The organism is Butyrivibrio sp. ob235, assembly GCF_900109475.1.
Taxonomy (GTDB): domain Bacteria; phylum Bacillota; class Clostridia; order Lachnospirales; family Lachnospiraceae; genus Butyrivibrio.
Genome location: NZ_FOBE01000004.1, coordinates 1 through 17,246 on the forward strand (window position 1 = coordinate 1; position 17,246 = coordinate 17,246).

Annotated in this window: 13 protein-coding genes and 1 other annotated feature; of the genes, 5 read left to right on the plus strand and 8 right to left on the minus strand. The window is 43.0% G+C overall.

The window, feature by feature from the left end; all coding sequences use genetic code 11:
* On the minus strand, positions 1-225 hold a 225-nt coding region (locus BMW61_RS05015), incomplete at its 3' end, for a hypothetical protein (RefSeq protein WP_139176214.1).
* Positions 226-379: 154 nt separating this feature from the next.
* On the opposite strand from BMW61_RS05015, the gene BMW61_RS05020 reads away from it, so the two are divergent.
* Complete coding sequence (locus BMW61_RS05020; protein WP_091820142.1) at positions 380-1,282, plus strand: tRNA modification radical SAM protein MnmL/YtqA; 903 nt, start codon at positions 380-382, stop codon at positions 1,280-1,282.
* Here the strand turns inward: BMW61_RS05020 and BMW61_RS05025 are convergent.
* On the minus strand, positions 1,279-2,097 hold the full coding sequence (locus tag BMW61_RS05025; RefSeq protein ID WP_175475102.1) for a TrmH family RNA methyltransferase: 819 nt from the start codon (positions 2,095-2,097) through the stop codon (positions 1,279-1,281). The two genes, BMW61_RS05020 and BMW61_RS05025, sit on opposite strands and share 4 nt — an antisense overlap.
* A gap of 107 nt (positions 2,098-2,204) precedes the next feature.
* Between BMW61_RS05025 and BMW61_RS05030 the strand changes: the two genes are divergently transcribed.
* From BMW61_RS05030 to ileS, 3 genes are all read left to right on the plus strand, one after another.
* Positions 2,205-3,131, plus strand: coding sequence for a phosphatase PAP2 family protein (locus BMW61_RS05030; protein ID WP_091820143.1), 927 nt, complete (start codon positions 2,205-2,207; stop codon positions 3,129-3,131).
* A 14-nt stretch (positions 3,132-3,145) separates the two neighbouring features.
* Complete coding sequence (locus BMW61_RS05035) at positions 3,146-4,666, plus strand: hypothetical protein (RefSeq protein WP_091820145.1); 1,521 nt, start codon at positions 3,146-3,148, stop codon at positions 4,664-4,666.
* 60 nt (positions 4,667-4,726) lie between these two features.
* Positions 4,727-4,951, plus strand: a binding site (T-box leader).
* Positions 4,952-4,987: 36 nt separating this feature from the next.
* Complete coding sequence (ileS, locus tag BMW61_RS05040; RefSeq protein ID WP_091820147.1) at positions 4,988-8,179, plus strand: isoleucine--tRNA ligase; 3,192 nt, start codon at positions 4,988-4,990, stop codon at positions 8,177-8,179.
* A gap of 108 nt (positions 8,180-8,287) precedes the next feature.
* Here ileS and deoC read toward each other — a convergent pair whose 3' ends face one another.
* From deoC to BMW61_RS05070, 6 genes are all read right to left on the minus strand, one after another.
* On the minus strand, positions 8,288-8,947 hold the full coding sequence (gene deoC, locus BMW61_RS05045; RefSeq protein ID WP_091820148.1) for a deoxyribose-phosphate aldolase: 660 nt from the start codon (positions 8,945-8,947) through the stop codon (positions 8,288-8,290).
* 17 nt (positions 8,948-8,964) lie between these two features.
* Positions 8,965-9,399, minus strand: a complete 435-nt coding sequence (locus BMW61_RS05050; RefSeq protein ID WP_091820150.1) for a cytidine deaminase — start codon at positions 9,397-9,399, stop codon at positions 8,965-8,967.
* Between the two features lie 66 nt (positions 9,400-9,465).
* The gene (locus tag BMW61_RS05055; protein ID WP_091820152.1) at positions 9,466-10,410 is read right to left on the minus strand and encodes an ABC transporter permease; all 945 of its coding nucleotides are present in this window, start codon (positions 10,408-10,410) and stop codon (positions 9,466-9,468) included.
* A gap of 4 nt (positions 10,411-10,414) precedes the next feature.
* Entirely contained in the window at positions 10,415-11,509 is a 1,095-nt protein-coding gene (locus BMW61_RS05060) for an ABC transporter permease (RefSeq protein ID WP_022761050.1), read from the minus strand.
* Between the two features lie 2 nt (positions 11,510-11,511).
* On the minus strand, positions 11,512-13,047 hold the full coding sequence (locus BMW61_RS05065; protein ID WP_091820154.1) for an ABC transporter ATP-binding protein: 1,536 nt from the start codon (positions 13,045-13,047) through the stop codon (positions 11,512-11,514).
* 177 nt (positions 13,048-13,224) lie between these two features.
* A complete protein-coding gene (locus BMW61_RS05070) occupies positions 13,225-14,520 on the minus strand; it encodes a BMP family ABC transporter substrate-binding protein (protein WP_330388407.1) in 1,296 nt (431 codons plus the stop codon).
* Positions 14,521-14,748: 228 nt separating this feature from the next.
* Between BMW61_RS05070 and BMW61_RS05075 the strand changes: the two genes are divergently transcribed.
* Complete coding sequence (locus BMW61_RS05075) at positions 14,749-17,229, plus strand: glycogen/starch/alpha-glucan phosphorylase (protein WP_091820156.1); 2,481 nt, start codon at positions 14,749-14,751, stop codon at positions 17,227-17,229.
* Positions 17,230-17,246: the final 17 nt, after the last annotated feature.

Below are 17,246 nucleotides of genomic sequence, written 5' to 3' on the forward strand. Positions count from 1 at the left end.
AGTCCTTACCACTTCCCATCTTTCCTTTCTTACAGGACTGTCTTTTAATATCTGGTTACAAGTCGTAAGCGTTTCTGAGATGTAGTCCAATGCCATCTGTAGTGCTTCATTCCTAACTCTGTAAACAAAACCTGCAAAGTCTCTTGGATCCTCCGAGAAATCTTTTGATGCCTTCTGAAGATTTGGTACTCCATTCTCAATAAAATGCTGTATACTATTTAACACAAGGGGACTCCTCCGTTTGGTTATTTTGGCTTGGACACCGTAAATAACTATATCACGAAGGAAATCCCCTTTTTCAATTAATCCTACAAAAACTTTACGCTAGCTTGATATTATATGCATAATAAATAAATAGATTAAAAGAAGAGTATTGATAATGGCTATCAGGTTATCCGATTATTTAAAAAATAAATACGGAGAGAAAGTTTACAGATTATCTCTTACTTCAGGCTGTACATGCCCCAATAGAGACGGAAGCATTGTTTTGCCTGATGGAACGCATCTCACAGGTGGATGCACCTTTTGCTCGGAGGGCGGCTCCGGAGAGTTTGCAGCTGACATTGCTTCTGTGGATGAACAGATAGAAGATGCTAAAAGACGAATACAAAATAAAACTGATGCGAGGAAGTTCATAGCATATTTTCAGTCATATACCAATACCTATGGAGATGTAGACAGACTAAAAAAGCTGTATCTTGAGACAATCCAAAGAGAAGACATTGAGATTCTCTCTATAGGGACAAGGCCTGATTGCCTTGGAAGAGAAGTGCTTCAAATGCTGAGGGAGCTAAAGGAGATAAAACCTGTGTGGATTGAGCTGGGGCTACAGACGATTCATGAGGAAACTGCTGAGCATTTTCACAGGGGATATACGCTAGAGGTATTTGAGGAAGCATATAAAAATCTTAAAGAAGCAGGTATAGAGGTAATTGTTCATGTGATTTTCGGATTGCCGGGTGAAACTAAGGAAGATATGCTCGAAACTGTACGCTATCTGTCGGATTTAGAGCCTCCTCTTGACGGAATAAAGCTGCAGAATCTTCAGATACTGAAAGGAACTCAGATGTATGAGGAGTACAAAGAGAATCATTTTCATATTTTGACACTGGATGAACATGCGGAATTAATCTCGGAAAGTCTGAAAATGCTTCCCGGAGATACGGTAATCCACAGAATGACCGGAGATGGTCCAAGGCGACTACTTGTAGAGCCGCTTTGGAGTCTTGATAAAAAGAATGTGCTAAATACCTTAAACAGAAGGACAAAGGGGCTGCTTTAACGAGACAGAGCCCAGAATGCTACAGCACTGGCAGCAGCCACATTGAGGGAATCAACGTCATGTGACATAGGAATTTTCACACAATAATCGCAGGCATCTATGGTCTCAGGTAAGAGTCCGTCTCCCTCAGCACCGAGGAATACAGCAAGTTTTTCGGAAGCGGTTATCTCCGGATCGTCTATGGATCTGGAATTATCACGAATAGCCATGGCCACGGTTGAATAGCCAAGAGCTTTCAAGACCTCCATGCTTCCTGTTTCCGGAAGAAACGTCCAGGGAATCTGGAATATCGTGCCCATGCTTACGCGTATTGCGCGGCGATATAAGGGATCCGTACAGCCATGAGAAAAGAGAACAGCATCCATGGAAAGTGCAGCGGCGCTTCTAACAATTGCACCTGCGTTGGTGGGATTTGTCACATTTTCAAGAACGGCTACTCTTCGCGCATTTTTGCAAACATCGTCTACAGACGGAAGAGGCCTTCTTTTCATAGCACAAAGCACACCGCGTGTGAGGTGGAAACCGGTAATGGATGTGAGAATACTGTCACTTGCAGAAAATACAGGAACTTTAAAGGGAAGAGACGCAAGTTTTTCTAAGACCAAAGAGGCTTCACCTCTGATCTGATTATTTTCGATCAGCACAGAAACCGGCTCATAGCCGGCGATCAATGCGCGCTCTATTACCTTCGGACTCTCAGCAATAAAAATGCCCGGAGCAGGTTCATTTATGCGGTATAGCTGTACTTCGGACTGCTCGCTGTAAACTGAAAGCCCGGCTGATTCAAGATTGGTTGTTTCAATTATTTGGATCATCTTTTTCTCCCTGACCAATAATAAAAAAGTATAGCACAAATTGGAAATGGCGGAATTCATCTGATAAAATAAAGAAGTTAATAAGTAATTTGAGGAGACTTTTTCTTATGGGGAATACTTTTTATTTTGGTTTTGAGCCACAGCTGATGGAATGGCTTCAAAATTTATTAGGAGAGGCCGGAGCCGGTTTTATTTCGCACTTTTCAGCACTTGGAGAAGAGACGGTCCTTCTTTTTATATTGGGATTTCTTTACTGGTGCTATGACAAGCAGTTTGGAATCTATATCGGGACAAATGCGGTATTAGGAGGGGTGCTCAATCCTCTGATAAAAAATATTGCACTAAGGCTAAGGCCCTATATGGTTCATGAAAATATTAAGTGCTTCAGGCCTGTGGAAAAATCGGGAGCTCTGGATGATATTTCTGCGCAGGGTTACTCTTTTCCGAGTGCTCATTCAATGAATTCGGCAACAGTGTACGGATCACTTGCAGGGTATCTGAAAAACCGATTTGTTCTAATAATTGCTATTATAATTCCTTTTCTTGTAGGAATATCTAGAGTAGTTGTCGGAGTTCATTATCCTACGGATGTTTTGACGGGATGGGCCACCGGTATTGCAATTGTATTCATCGTTCCTCTTATCTACGAAAAGGTCGGGGAAGAGAGACGCTCACTGTTAAATCTTATATTCTTTGCGGTATCTTCAATTGGATTTTTCTATTGCAAAACATCGGATTACTATACAGCTATGGGAGTTATGGCCGGCTTTTATCTGGCTATAGAATTTGAGAAAAGATTTGTTAATTTTGAAGAGACAAGAAAACCGCTTGAAATAATTATAAGGCTTGTGGGAGGAGCGGCTGTTTATCTGGTACTAAATACTGCTCTTAAGCTTCCTTTTTCAAAGGAATTTCTTGCATCCAACACCACGGGTGCTTTTATGGTGAGATTTATCAGGTACACGATAGTTGTGTTTGTGATGCTTGGTGTTTATCCAATGCTTTTCAAGTTCTTTAAGAAAAAAGAAAACTGAAGCCGGAGATATAAATGAGAGAGTCTGATTATACTATTGAATCGGAATCAAAATATAAATTTAAATGCTGCTTATTGACCGTAATCACGTTGGCACTTATTGTTCCCGTTATCTATATCGCAAGGTATGCCTTTCCCTGGGCGGATGATTTTACTTACGGTGCGCTGCCTCATAGGGCATTTGTTCATACAGGTTCTGTGCTTAAGGCTATAGGGGCAGCTTTTGAAGATACATTTGATACATATTTTGGATGGCAGGGGACTTATATCTCCTGCTTTCTGATGGAGCTTCAGCCTGCGGTTTTCAAGACTGAGTTTTATCACCTGACTGCATTTATTATGCTTGGAGCGATGTTTTTATCGTACTTTGCGCTTTTTAAGGTGATAGGGAAAGATGTCTTAAAAACAGACAGGATGAATTATCCGTTATTTTTATTGACATTTCTTATCACTGTTGAACTTGTGGATGGAAAGGCAGAGGGTTTTACCTGGTATAACAGCGCCGTTCATTATACCTTTGGACATGCTTTATTTGTGCTTTTTCTGGCACTTCTTCTGAAGAATTCCTTTGTTTGTGATAAATCCGTGCCATTAACAGTGCTTTCATCTCTTGCGGGATTTCTGGCTGCAGGAGTTAATAATATAACTGTTTTTGGCGGACTTCTTTTTATCATCATGGCAGTTTTGTTTGCGCTGTTAAGCCAGCTCCTGTCTGGTGACAAGGACTGCTCACATATTAAAAGAGCGATTATTCCTTCACTGATTTATTTTGTGGGGACAGCCCTGAATCTTCTTTCGCCGGGTAATAAAAACCGCATGGCAATGGCAAACTCCGTAAAAAACAGCGTATTTGTCACAGTAAGGAATTCTTTTGTACTGGGATTTCATTTTGTTCTTCGTCATATAAGTATTGAAGTTCTGGGATTTGCGATTCTCGCAGGAATCCTTATATGGAGAACTTTTCTGGAGCTGCAGAAAAAGGATGCGGTAAAGTTTAAGTTTCCTTTGCCCGGTGTGATTACAGTACTTAGTTATTGCCTGATTTCAGCTCTGTATTCGCCTTTTGCATATATTGGAAACTCAGAGATTTCAAAAGTGTACATAGAGGAGCAACTCTCTGTTAACAGGGTATCGAATTCGGTCTTCTATGTTTTCATATTGCTTATAGTTCTGAATGTGTTTTATTTCACTGGATGGATTTTTGCAAGAAAAGAGCAGGGATATAATAGAACTCTGGTAAGAGCGTTAAGTGCGGCAACAGTTTTCGTGATAGTTGCAGCGTGTATCCGAGTGATAATTCTGTTTCCCGGAAGGTATCTTACATCCGCGGCGATTACGAGTTTGAAGGATAATACAGCGCAGCAGTACGGGGAGATTATGCAGGAAAATATGAGAAGACTTACGGGTGATGAGCAGAATGTCGAGATTTTGCCTATAACAGTCGATCCTGATATTCTTTATCCCCATGACGGCTCACCTTATAAAGACGGGGCAGTTTTATTCTATGAAAAGGAAAGCGTTTATTATAATGAATAAAATCGATACATCCTATTGACTTTTTTTAATACTATGAATAAAATAATTTTTAATTGTATAGAAAAAGCTGTGACGAAGACAGTATATATTTATGGAAAGCTTCAGAGAGCCTGCGGATGGTGCGAGCAGGTGCAAGTACAGAATATAGAAAATCACTTCTGAGCTGCATGACTGAACTACAGTAAGTCATGACGGAGTCTCCCCGTTACGGAGAATCATATAAAACCGTAAATTCGGGGAGTATGCGTAAACAGGTGGTACAGCGAGTTCAGACTCGTCCTTTTTACAGGACGGGTCTTTTTTAATCGAAAGGAGTCTCAAATGTATAAGAAGGTTGACACTGATATGAATTTTGTCGCCCGTGAAAAAGAGATCGAGAAATTCTGGAAAGATCAGGATATTTTCCAGAAGAGCGTAGATACTCGCAGCAAGGGTGAGATGTATATGTTCTATGACGGACCGCCGACTGCAAACGGTAAGCCGCATATCGGACACGTGCTCACACGTGCTATCAAGGACATGATCCCGAGATACCGCACAATGAAGGGTTACACTGTTCCCCGTAAGGCAGGCTGGGATACTCACGGTCTTCCGGTTGAGCTTGAGGTAGAGAAGCTCCTCGGTCTTGACGGAAAAGAGCAGATTGAAGAATACGGTATGGAGCCCTTCATCAAGAAGTGTAAGGAATCCGTATGGAAATATAAGGGAATGTGGGAAGATTTCTCTGGAACAGTTGGTTTCTGGGCAGACATGGATCATCCCTACATCACCTATGATGATAACTTCATCGAGTCCGAGTGGTGGGCTCTTAATGAGATCTGGAAGAAGGGTCTTCTTTACAAGGGCTTCAAGGTAGTTCCTTACTGCCCTCGCTGTGGTACACCTCTTTCATCACACGAGGTTGCACAGGGCTATAAAGTGCTCAAAGAGCGCACAGCTGTTGTTCGCTTCAAGGTTAAGGATGAGGATGCATATTTCCTTGCATGGACAACCACACCCTGGACACTTCCTTCAAACATCGGTCTTTGCGTAAACCCTGATGAGAAGTATATCAAGGTTAAGGCAGCAGATGGCTATACATATTACCTCGCTGAGGCACTTGCTGATACAGTACTTGGATCACTTGCCAAGGAAGAGGGTGAGAAGGCTTACGAAGTTCTTGAGACTTATGTAGGTACTGACCTCGAGTATAAGGAATACGAGCCTCTTTACCAGTGTGCAAAGGATGAAGCAGACAAACAGCACAAGAAGGCGTTCTTCATCTACTGCGATAACTATGTAACGATGTCAGATGGTACAGGTATCGTACATATCGCTCCTGCATTCGGTGAAGATGATGCTCGTGTCGGAAGAAAATACGATGCTCCTCTTGTACAGATGGTTGACGGCGAAGGTAAGCTTAAACCTGAGACACCTTTTGCCGGAATGCGCTGCAAACCCACACAGAAGGAAATGGATGAGGGTGCTATCAGTGCGGATCCTGAAGTACTTAAGGATCTCGATAAGAGAAGTCTTCTCTTCTCAGCACCTAAGATGGAGCATGATTATCCTCACTGCTGGAGATGTAATACACCCCTTCTTTACTTTGCACGTTCCTCATGGTTTATCAAGGTAACAGAGGTTAAGGATGATCTCATCAGAAACAACCAGGAGATCAACTGGGTTCCCGAATCAATCGGTAAGGGACGTTTCGGTGACTGGCTTGAGAATATTCAGGACTGGGGTATCTCCCGTGACAGATACTGGGGAACACCTCTCAATATCTGGGAGTGCGATGACTGTGGCCACCAGCTTTCAGTAGGATCAAGAAAAGAGCTTGCTGAGCTTTCAGGAGATCCTTCTGCTGAGACTACAGAGCTTCACAGGCCTTATATCGATAAGTTTGAAATCACCTGCCCTAAGTGTGGCAAGAAGATGCACAGAGTTAAGGAAGTTATCGACTGCTGGTTCGATTCAGGTGCAATGCCCTTCGCTCAGCTCCACTATCCTTTTGAAAATAAGGAGCTCTTCGAGAAGCAGTTCCCTGCTCAGTTCATTTCAGAGGCTGTAGACCAGACAAGAGGTTGGTTCTACTCACTCCACGCAGAGGCAACACTTCTTTTCAATAAGCCTGCATTTAAAAATGTTATAGTACTCGGCCTTGTGCAGGATGAGAACGGACAGAAGATGAGTAAGTCAAAGGGCAATGCGGTTGATCCGTTTGAGGCTCTTGAGAAATACGGCGCAGATGCAATCAGATGGTACTTCTATACAAACTCTGCTCCCTGGCTTCCTTCAAGATTCGCAGGTAAGACAGTTCAGGAAGGACAGAGAAAGTTCCTCGGAACACTTTGGAATACCTATGCATTCTTCGTGCTTTATGCAAATATCGACGGATTTGATGCTTCCAGGTACACACTTGAGAAGGACAAGCTCACTGTAATGGATAAGTGGATTCTTTCCAAGATGAACACCATGATCGGTGAGGTTGATAAGAACCTTGAGAATTACAGAATTCCTGAAGCAGGAAAGGCACTTGATGCATTTGTTGATGATCTTTCCAACTGGTATGTAAGAAGATGCCGTGAGCGTTTCTGGGCTAAGGGAATGGAGCAGGATAAGATCTCTGCTTACATGACTCTTTACACAGCACTTGTAAACGTATCTAAGGCAGCAGCTCCCATGGTTCCTTTCATGACAGAGTCTATTTACCAGAACCTTGTAAGAACAAGTGATGCTTCAGCTCCTGAGTCAATCCATCTCTGCGATTTCCCTGAGGTTGACAGCAGCTTCATCGATAAGGAACTCGAGGAGAACATGGATGAAGTACTTCAGATCGTAGTTCTTGGCCGTGCTTGCAGAAATGCAGCTGCAATCAAGAACCGTCAGCCTATCGGACAGATGTATGTTAAGGCTGAGAAGACAGTTTCTGAGTTCTATCAGGAGATCATCGAGGATGAGCTGAATGTTAAGAAGGTAGTCTTTGCGGATGATGTAAGAGATTTCACAACATACACCTTCAAGCCTCAGCTTAAGACAGTAGGACCTAAATACGGTAAGGTACTCGGCGGAATTAAGGAGTATTTGGGATCACTCGACGGAAATAATGCAATGGATGAGCTTAAGGCTAACGGAGCTCTTAAATTTGAAGTTAACGGAACAGCAGTTGAGCTTACTGAGGAAGATCTCCTCATCGATATGGCTCAGAAGGAAGGCTTCGAGAGTACAGAGGATCATGGCATCACAGTAGTTCTTGATACCAATCTTTCAGAGGAGCTTCTTAACGAGGGCTTCATGTATGAGGTTATCAGTAAGGTTCAGACAATGCGTAAGGATTCAGGCTTTGAAGTTATGGATCACATCAAGCTGTCTGTAAACGGTAATGACAAGATTGCTCAGATCGTTAAGGATAATGCTGATTCTATTTCAACCAAGGTTCTTGCTACTGAAATCGTATATGACAATGATGTAGCAAACGCTAAAGAATGGGATATCAACGGCGAGAAAGTAACTATCGGTGTTGAGAAACTGTAAATAAAAAAGCCCCCGGCAGTGTGGTTTCCACAAAAAGCGATTATGCGTATTTTGCAACGAGCTTTTTGTGGGAATTACACCGTCGGGGGGCTTTTTTATGTCGGGTTATTATATCAGGTTTTCGTCCTTTACTATCTTAACGATTCTGCTGGTTCCAAGTCTGTCAGCGCCAAGCTTCATGAACTTTTCAGCATCAGCGATGCTTCCAATTCCGCCTGCAGCCTTCATTTTTACGTCAGGACCAACATGCTTGGCAAAGAGTGCGATGTCATCAAATGTAGCACCTGCAGTAGAGAAGCCAGTGGAAGTCTTGATGTAATCAGCCTTAGCCTCTGTAACAAGCTCGCACATCTTGATCTTTTCCTCATCTGTAAGGAGGCAGGTCTCGATGATAACTTTAAGGATGTGGTCACCGCAGGCAGCCTTGATTGCCTTGATTTCATTCAGAACATAGTCATAATTCTTAGCTTTAAGTTCACCGATATTGATAACCATATCGATTTCATTTGCGCCTTTTTCAATAGCATCCTTTGTCTCGAATACCTTTGTCTCGGTTGTCATGTTTCCGTTGGGGAAACCGATAACTGTGCAGATATTGAGCTTTCCGTTTGTGTAGTCATGAACGCGCTTGATGTAGCAGGGAGGAATGCAGATAGAAGCTGTCTCGTATTTCATGCCGTCATCAGCAATCTCTTTTATCTGATCCCAGGTTGCTTCCTGCTTTAAAAGTGTGTGATCACAGTGATTTAAAATTGTTTTGATATCCATTTCATATCCTTCTTTCTTTATTGATAATCCTTCAAAAAACTCATATTTTTAGGACCAAAGCCCAGGGGCAGTAATTCAGCAAGCTTGAATATTTTGTAGTTTTTTGGATCGTTTGTACCAAGTATTACCTCAAAGGTCTCGGGATCAACGAATTCGTTGAGGGCCTGTCTGCATACTCCGCAGGGAGCGCAGATCGGAAGTTCTTCCTGATTATCCGGACCGCCTACAATAGCTATTGCTGAAAATTCCCGTTCTCCTTCACTTACTGCTTTGAACAGTGCTGTTCTTTCTGCGCAATTTGTTGGTGTGTATGCAGCATTTTCAATGTTGCAGCCAAGATAAACCTTTCCGTCCTTCGTAAGGAGGGCGGCTCCTACGGCGTGGTGTGAATAGGGTGTATAGGCCATTTTTCTGGCCTCAAGTGCCTTTGAGATAAGGTCTTCATGTGTCATGTCAGTACCTCTGTATTATGTTATTAAATGTCATGTCCCTAAATTATTGGGACATAACAGCGGGCATCAGCGCTGTCCCTTATCGTAAGGGATACCTTCAGCCTTAGGAGCTCTGGAGTTCTTGGAAGTAAATGCAAGAACGAGAAGTGAAATCACGTAAGGCATAATGTTATAAACTGTTCCTGAAATCGGAAGTGCGTGCAGGAAACCGATACCCATGTATACGTTTGATAAGGATCTGAAAACAGCAAACAGAATTGCTGACCATGCTATTCTCTCGGGCTTCCATTGACCAAAGATCATAACCGCAAGAGAAAGGAAGCCGGCACCTGCAACACCGTAATCAAAATGCCAGGTTGAGTTTGCGGCAGCGATGTAGATGATACCGCCGATTCCTGCAAGGAATCCGGAAATGATTACACCGGCATATCTCATTTTGTATACATTAATACCAACTGAATCTGCTGCATGAGGATGCTCACCGCAGGCACGAAGTCTTAACGCAAACTTGGTCTTGTAAAAGACAACTATAGCAATTACAAGAAGTAATGCGGCTACAACAACAAACCATGATAGCTGCAAAGGTCCAATGCTAAACATGAAGGCATCATGTCCTCTTACATAGTCAAGTTTTGCTGAGAAATCAGAACCGTTTGATCTTGCAGTATTAAATGCCTTGATAATAACTGTTGCAGCGGCTGTAGCAAGCATGTTAAGCGCTGTACCGATAAGAGTCTGGTCCGCATTAAAGTTAATACAAGCGACAGCTATAAGCAGTGATGAAACCATGCCGGCCAATGCTGCTGCGATAAGAGTAAGTGATATTATAGTGAACTTTGATGCATCTTCAGGAAGAAGCACCATTACCATAGCACCTGCCATGGCACCGAATACCATGATACCCTCAAGACCCAGGTTGATTATACCGCTTCGTTCTGAGAACATACCGCCAAGAGCAACAAGAATCAAAACGGCGGAGAATATAAGTGTGTACTGAATAAGTAATGCCATATCCTTACACCTCCTTCTTGCTAGTCTTTTTTGCGGGCTTATTGAGTATTGTCTTGAAGAACAGTACGAAGCCGCACAGGTAAATGATTATTGCTATCATCAGATCTGCAACCTGAGGGTTGTAATAATTTGTATTAAGATACTGTCCGCCCTGAGTTATATAGGTTACGAACAGACCGGCAAATATTGTTCCTATAGGATGAAGACCGCCGAGGAAAGCAACAGCTATTCCTGAAAAGCCCATTCCGGGAACTGAGGAAGCGATCTTGTAATGCTCAATTCCTGTGAGATAGTAAAGCCCTGCAGCAAGTCCGGCGATGGCACCTGAAATCATAAGGCTCAGGATGATATTTCTCTTAGCATTCATTCCGGCATATTTAGCAGCATCCTTGCTGTGACCTGTTGCCTTGAGCTCATAGCCGAAGGTGGTCTTGTTAAGTACAAAGAGAATCAGAATGGCTATGATAATTGTGAGAGGAACGGCAATTGTCATATATTTGTTTTTACCGAAAAATCCGCTCATAAAGGCAGGCAGGAGACTTGCCCCCTTAACGTTATGGGTCTCTGATTTAGTAGTATCCATAACGGTCTTATTGCCGAGAATAATGTTGCATATATAGAGTGCAATCCAGTTCAGCATGATACCGGCGATAACCTCGTTGACATTGCAATATGCTTTGAAGAAACCGCAGATACAACCCCATACAGCTCCTGCAAGAATTGAACAGAGTATGCATAAAAACCAGTTCCAATGAAGGGCAAGTGCGGTGTACAGGCAGGCAATTATGCCAACTGTATACTGACCGGCGCATCCTATATTGAAAAGACCTGTCTTGAATGCGAACAGAATAGCTTCAGCACAGAGGATTACAGGTACGGATTTTACCAGCACCGATCCCAGTGCACTCATCAGTTTCTTCTGGTTACCGGCAAATTTAAAGAAATTTCGAAGGATTGCAAACATTCCTTCTGCCGCATGCTCGGGATTCATCAGAAGAAGAATTATATATCCGAGAAAAATACCGAGTATTGCACATAGAACGGATGCAAGCAGAGTCTGAAATCCGGGTTTTTTAAATATACTTGTCTTTTCGTCCACGATTATGCCTCCTTTCTTGTGTCACGCTTAGCGCCGGACATGTAAAGTCCGAGTTCCTGAAGGGTCGTAGTCTTGGGATCGACTTCACCGACTATTTCACCTTCGTACATAACAAGGATTCTGTCAGAGAGATTCATGACTTCATCCAGTTCCAAAGAAACAAGAAGGATAGCAGTTCCTGCATCGCGTTCCTTTACGATTTCTTCATGTATTGTCTCAATAGCACCTACGTCAAGACCTCTGGTGGGCTGAACCGCTATAAGAAGCTTGTGGTCTTTATCCATCTCACGGGCTATGATGGCTTTCTGCTGGTTACCACCTGACATGGATCTTACGATAGTTGAAGAACCCTGTCCGGAGCGAACATCAAATTCCTCGGAAAGTTTATCCGAATATTTTCTCATCTCAGCCTTCTTTAAAAGACCGTTCTGAGAAAACTTCGGCTCGAAGTATCTCTGGAGGATCATGTTCTCCTCAAGGGTATAATCGAGGACTAATCCGTGTTTATGTCTGTCCTCCGGAATATGGCTCATACCATGTGTGTTTTTGTAACGAATGGACTTGTCGGTGATATCCTCGCCAAGAAGAGTGATCTTACCGCTGGAGATATTATCGAGTCCCGTGAGGGCACCAACAAATTCTGTCTGTCCGTTACCGTCGATACCGGCAATACAAACAATCTCACCGGCGCGAACGTTGAAGGATACATTGTGCACAGAGTCGTTGGAGTGGAGTTTACTTTTTACACAAACATTTTCAACCTTAAGTACTTCTTCTGCAGGCTTTGCTTCGCTCTTTTCAACAGCAAATTTGACGTCGCGGCCAACCATCATGGAAGAGAGTTCTTCCTTAGTAGTGCTCTTAACGTCTACAGTTCCGATATATTTACCTTTTCTGAGAATCGAGCAGCGATCTGCTACCTGCATGATCTCATTGAGCTTGTGGGTGATGAAAAGAATGGACTTTCCTTCAGCGGCAAGTTCCTTCATGATTTTCATCAGCTCGTCGATCTCCTGAGGAGTCAGAACAGCAGTGGGCTCATCGAAGATCAGAATCTCATTGTCCCTGTAGAGCATCTTCAGAATTTCAACTCTTTGCTGCATTCCTACGGTAATATCCTCAATAAGGGCATCGGGATCAACCTTAAGATTATATTTATTCGAGAGTTCGAGAACCTTTTTTCTGGCATCCGCTTTTGTCAGAAAACCAAATTTGCTTGGCTCGGACCCAAGAATGATATTGTCTAAAACAGAGAAAATCTCAACCAGCATGAAGTGCTGATGAACCATTCCGATGCCGAGAGCAGTAGCATCGTTGGGATTGGCAATTTTAACTTCCTTGCCGTCTTTTTTGATCACACCTTTTTCAGGTGTGTAGAGACCAAAAAGAACACTCATAAGTGTTGACTTTCCGGCGCCGTTTTCCCCCAAAAGTGCATGGATTTCGCCGCGCTTTAGCTGCAGAGTAATATCGTCGTTAGCTATTATGCCGGGAAATTCCTTCGTGATATGCAACATTTCAATTACATAATCTTCCATAAGTAGCACACCTTTCTGTATTTTTTGCATGAAAAACATGAATTCCGACCGGAATCCGTTCTTAAAATATAGTTTATCATTTTTTAGTGTGCGAAAAAAGAGTTTTGGCGTCCTTTGGGTAATAAAAAAGCGCCTTTCCCCAAATGGGAAAGACGCCTTAAATTAGTGCTTATTCAATTAGTGAATGTTATCAAACTCGTTTACAGTGATGTCTGTAGCGGGCATAGCATCGATATCGCTTGAAACAGTGATATCACCAGCATACATAGAAGCTACAAGAGTGTTGTAATCATCAACTGTGAAGTTTTTCATTGACCATGTATCTGTAGGAAGCTGTACATAGTTGAGAGATGCATCATCACCTGATACAAGACCAAGGTTCTCAATCTTTCCGGCATAAGAATCCCACTTACCAGCAAAGAGGTCTGTAAGAGTTGAGTTAACTGTTGCAGCAAGACCCTTCATAGCAGATGTTACACAAACACCGTCGCCATAGAGACCATCGATTGTGCCGGACTGATCAACGTCAACACCAACAACCTTGCCGCCTGTCTTCTTAGCAGCTTCGCCTGCAGATGTGAAGATACCGCCGCCGCATGCGAATACGATCTCTGTGCCGCCCTGATACCATGTATCCATAACAGCTGTTACAGACTCGTCACCGAAGAACTGTCCGCCGTATACATAGTTAACTTCTACGTCAGATGTGTTGCCAAGATCCTTTGCAGCATCGTTAGCACCCTGAACGAAACCGTAACCGTAACGGATAACTGCAGGAACTGCCATACCGCCAAGGAAACCAAGCTTTGTGTAGCCTTCCTTAACTACAGCGTAGCCAGCCATGTAACCAGCAAGCTCTTCCTGGTATGTGAATGAGCAAACGTTTGAAGGAAGCTCGTCCATGCCAGCGCCTTCGAAATCACCTGCGCTGCAGTCAAGAGCGATGATTGTTACATCGGGGTTCTCTTCAGCAACAGTTGCGATCATCTCAGCGAAAAGATAGCCGGGAACGATGATTACGTTGTAACCGTCAGCTACAGCGTTGTCAAAAGCAGCAACACGTGCTTCGTTTGAATCTTCTGTGGGTTTGTAGTACTGATAATCAACACCCTGAGCCTCAGCGAATGCCTTTGAAGCCTCGTATGTTGTCTGGTTGAATGACATATCTGTGATGTCACCGGAGTCTGTGATCATAGCGATCGAATAGTCTCCTGAAGCCTCTGTAGCTGCATCAGCTGCCTCTTCAACAGCGTCTGTACCCTCTTCAGCTGCCTCTTCAACAGCGTCTGTACCCTCTTCAGCTGCCTCTTCAACAGCGTCAGTAGCTTCTTCAACTACCTCTTCTGCAGTATCAGCAACTTCCTCAGCAGCTGACTGTGCTGTGTCTGCTGCGTCATTTGCGGTTGAGCCGCCACAAGCAACAAGGCTGAACGTGAGTGATGCTGTAAGCATCATAGCAAGTAACTTTTTCATAATGTTTTTCTCCCTTTCTTTTTAAAATAATTAAACATTATAAACGTGTAACTGTGAAATAAAATCACAGCTAAATTCATTATAAGCAAATATCTTATTTTTCTCAAGTTATAATAATTTTTGTATAAATACAGTGTTTATATGATGTTTATTTTTCCTTAACTAGTAAGATGTATGATTTTGCGATACAATAAGTGGGTAATGACATCTATCAGAGGAGGGTGTTTTATGAAGAAAAAGCAATTATCTTTTGACAAGGAACTGTTCAAACGAAGTGTTTTATATAATGTAAAAACACTTTATCGTAAAACTATCGAAGAGGCTTCACCTCAGGAGATATTCCAGGCTTCGGCTTATGCAATAAAGGATGCGATTGTTGATCACTGGATGACAACACAGAAGGCTGCCAATGAGCAGGATCCCAAGATTGTATATTACATGTCCATGGAATTCCTGATGGGACGTGCGCTTGGTAACAATCTTATAAACCTGCAGGCATATAAGCCCGTAAAGGAAGCACTCGATGAACTTGGCGTAGATATAAATTTGATAGAGGATCAGGAGCCGGATCCCGCGCTCGGAAACGGTGGTCTCGGAAGACTTGCCGCATGTTTCCTTGATTCGCTGGCTTCTCTCGGATACATGGCATACGGCTGCGGTATCAGATACAAATATGGAATGTTCAAGCAGAAGATAAGAGACGGCTACCAGGTTGAGGTGCCCGATAACTGGCTTGAGTTTGGTAATCCCTTCGAACTTCGCCGTCCGGAGTATGCTAAGGAAGTTAAGTTTGGCGGCTATGTCAATGTATTTGTGGATGACAGGGGACGAAATGTTTTCCGCCAGGAAGGCTATCAGTCCGTAAGGGCTATTCCCTATGACCTTCCTATCGTAGGCTATGGAAACGGCGTGGTTGATACTCTCAGAATCTGGGATGCGGAGCCAATCAACTGCTTCGAGCTGGATTCCTTTGATAAAGGTGATTATCAGAAGGCTGTAGAGCAGGAAAACCTTGCCAGCCAGCTTTGCGAGGTTCTTTACCCCAATGATAATCATATTGCGGGAAAAGAGCTCAGACTTAAACAGCAGTATTTCTTCATTTCAGCTTCTGTGCAGACCGCCCTTAAGAGATATTTAAGACACCATGATGATATAAGTAAGTTCTATGAGAAAGCAGTTTTCCAGCTTAATGATACACACCCGACGGTTGCGGTAGCAGAGTTGATGAGACTTCTTATGGATGAGTATTATCTGCCCTGGGATACGGCATGGGATGTAACCATGAAGACCTGCTGCTACACCAATCATACGATTATGGCAGAGGCTCTTGAAAAGTGGCCGATAGATCTCTTCCAGAGACTTCTTCCCAGAATTTACCAGATTGTTGACGAGATCAACAGAAGATTTGTTGACCAGATCATGCGTCAGTATTCAAATCTTCCCAGCATAGATGTGCAGGGAAAGATCCGCAGTATGGCTATCCTTTATGATAACCAGGTAAAAATGGCTCATCTTGCAATTGTCGGTGGTCATTCAGTTAACGGCGTTGCAAGGCTCCACACAGAGATTCTTAAGAAGAGAGAACTTAAGGATTTCTACGAGATGTATCCTGAAAAGTTCAACAACAAGACCAACGGTATTACCCAGAGACGTTTCCTTATGCATGCAAATCCTCTTCTTGCCGATTGGGTTACAGAGCATGTGGGTGAGGACTGGATCACCGATCTGTCACTTATCGGCGGACTTAAGAGTATCGCCGGTGATAAGAAGGCTCAAAAGGAGTTCATGGATATTAAGTTCCAGAACAAGAAGCGTCTTGCAGCATATATCAAGGAACATAATGGTGTTGATGTAGATCCGAAGTCAATTTTCGATGTTCAGGTTAAGAGACTTCATGAGTATAAGCGACAGTTCCTGAATATACTTCATGTAATGTATATATATGACCTGATTAAAGCTCATCCCGAGATGGATTATACGCCCAAGACTTATATTTTCGGTGCAAAGGCGGCAGCAGGATATCAGACAGCGAAGCTCACAATCAAGCTTATAAATTCCGTTGCCGATGTGATCAATAATGATCCTTCCATTAATGGAAAGCTGAAGGTTGTATTTATAGAAGATTACAAGGTATCAAACGCCGAGCTGATTTTTGCTGCAGCGGACATTTCCGAGCAGATTTCCACAGCTAGTAAGGAGGCTTCCGGAACGGGTAACATGAAGATGATGCTTAACGGAGCAATCACACTCGGAACCCTTGACGGAGCAAATGTGGAGATGCTTGAGGAGGTTGGAGAGGAAAATATGTTTATCTTCGGACTGACCTCTGAGGAAGTAATAGCATATGAAAAGAACGGCGGATATAATCCCGGAGAGATTTATGACAGGGATCCAAACGTTAAAAAGACGCTTGATCACCTTGTAGACGGAACCTATTCCAAGGATAGGGAACTTTTCAGACCGCTTTACAACATGCTTCTTAATACCATCAATTCCAATAAGGCAGATCAGTACTTCATCTTGAAGGATTTTGAGCCCTACATTGAAGCACAGAGAGCTGTATCGGAAGCCTACAGAGATTCCAAGAAGTGGGCTAAGATGGCAATTATGAACACTGCATCTTGCGGTAAGTTCTCATCAGACAGAACCATTCAGGAATATGTTGATGAGATATGGCATATAGATAAACTGGATATGTCAAAAGTCTGAATAAATATTCACACCGA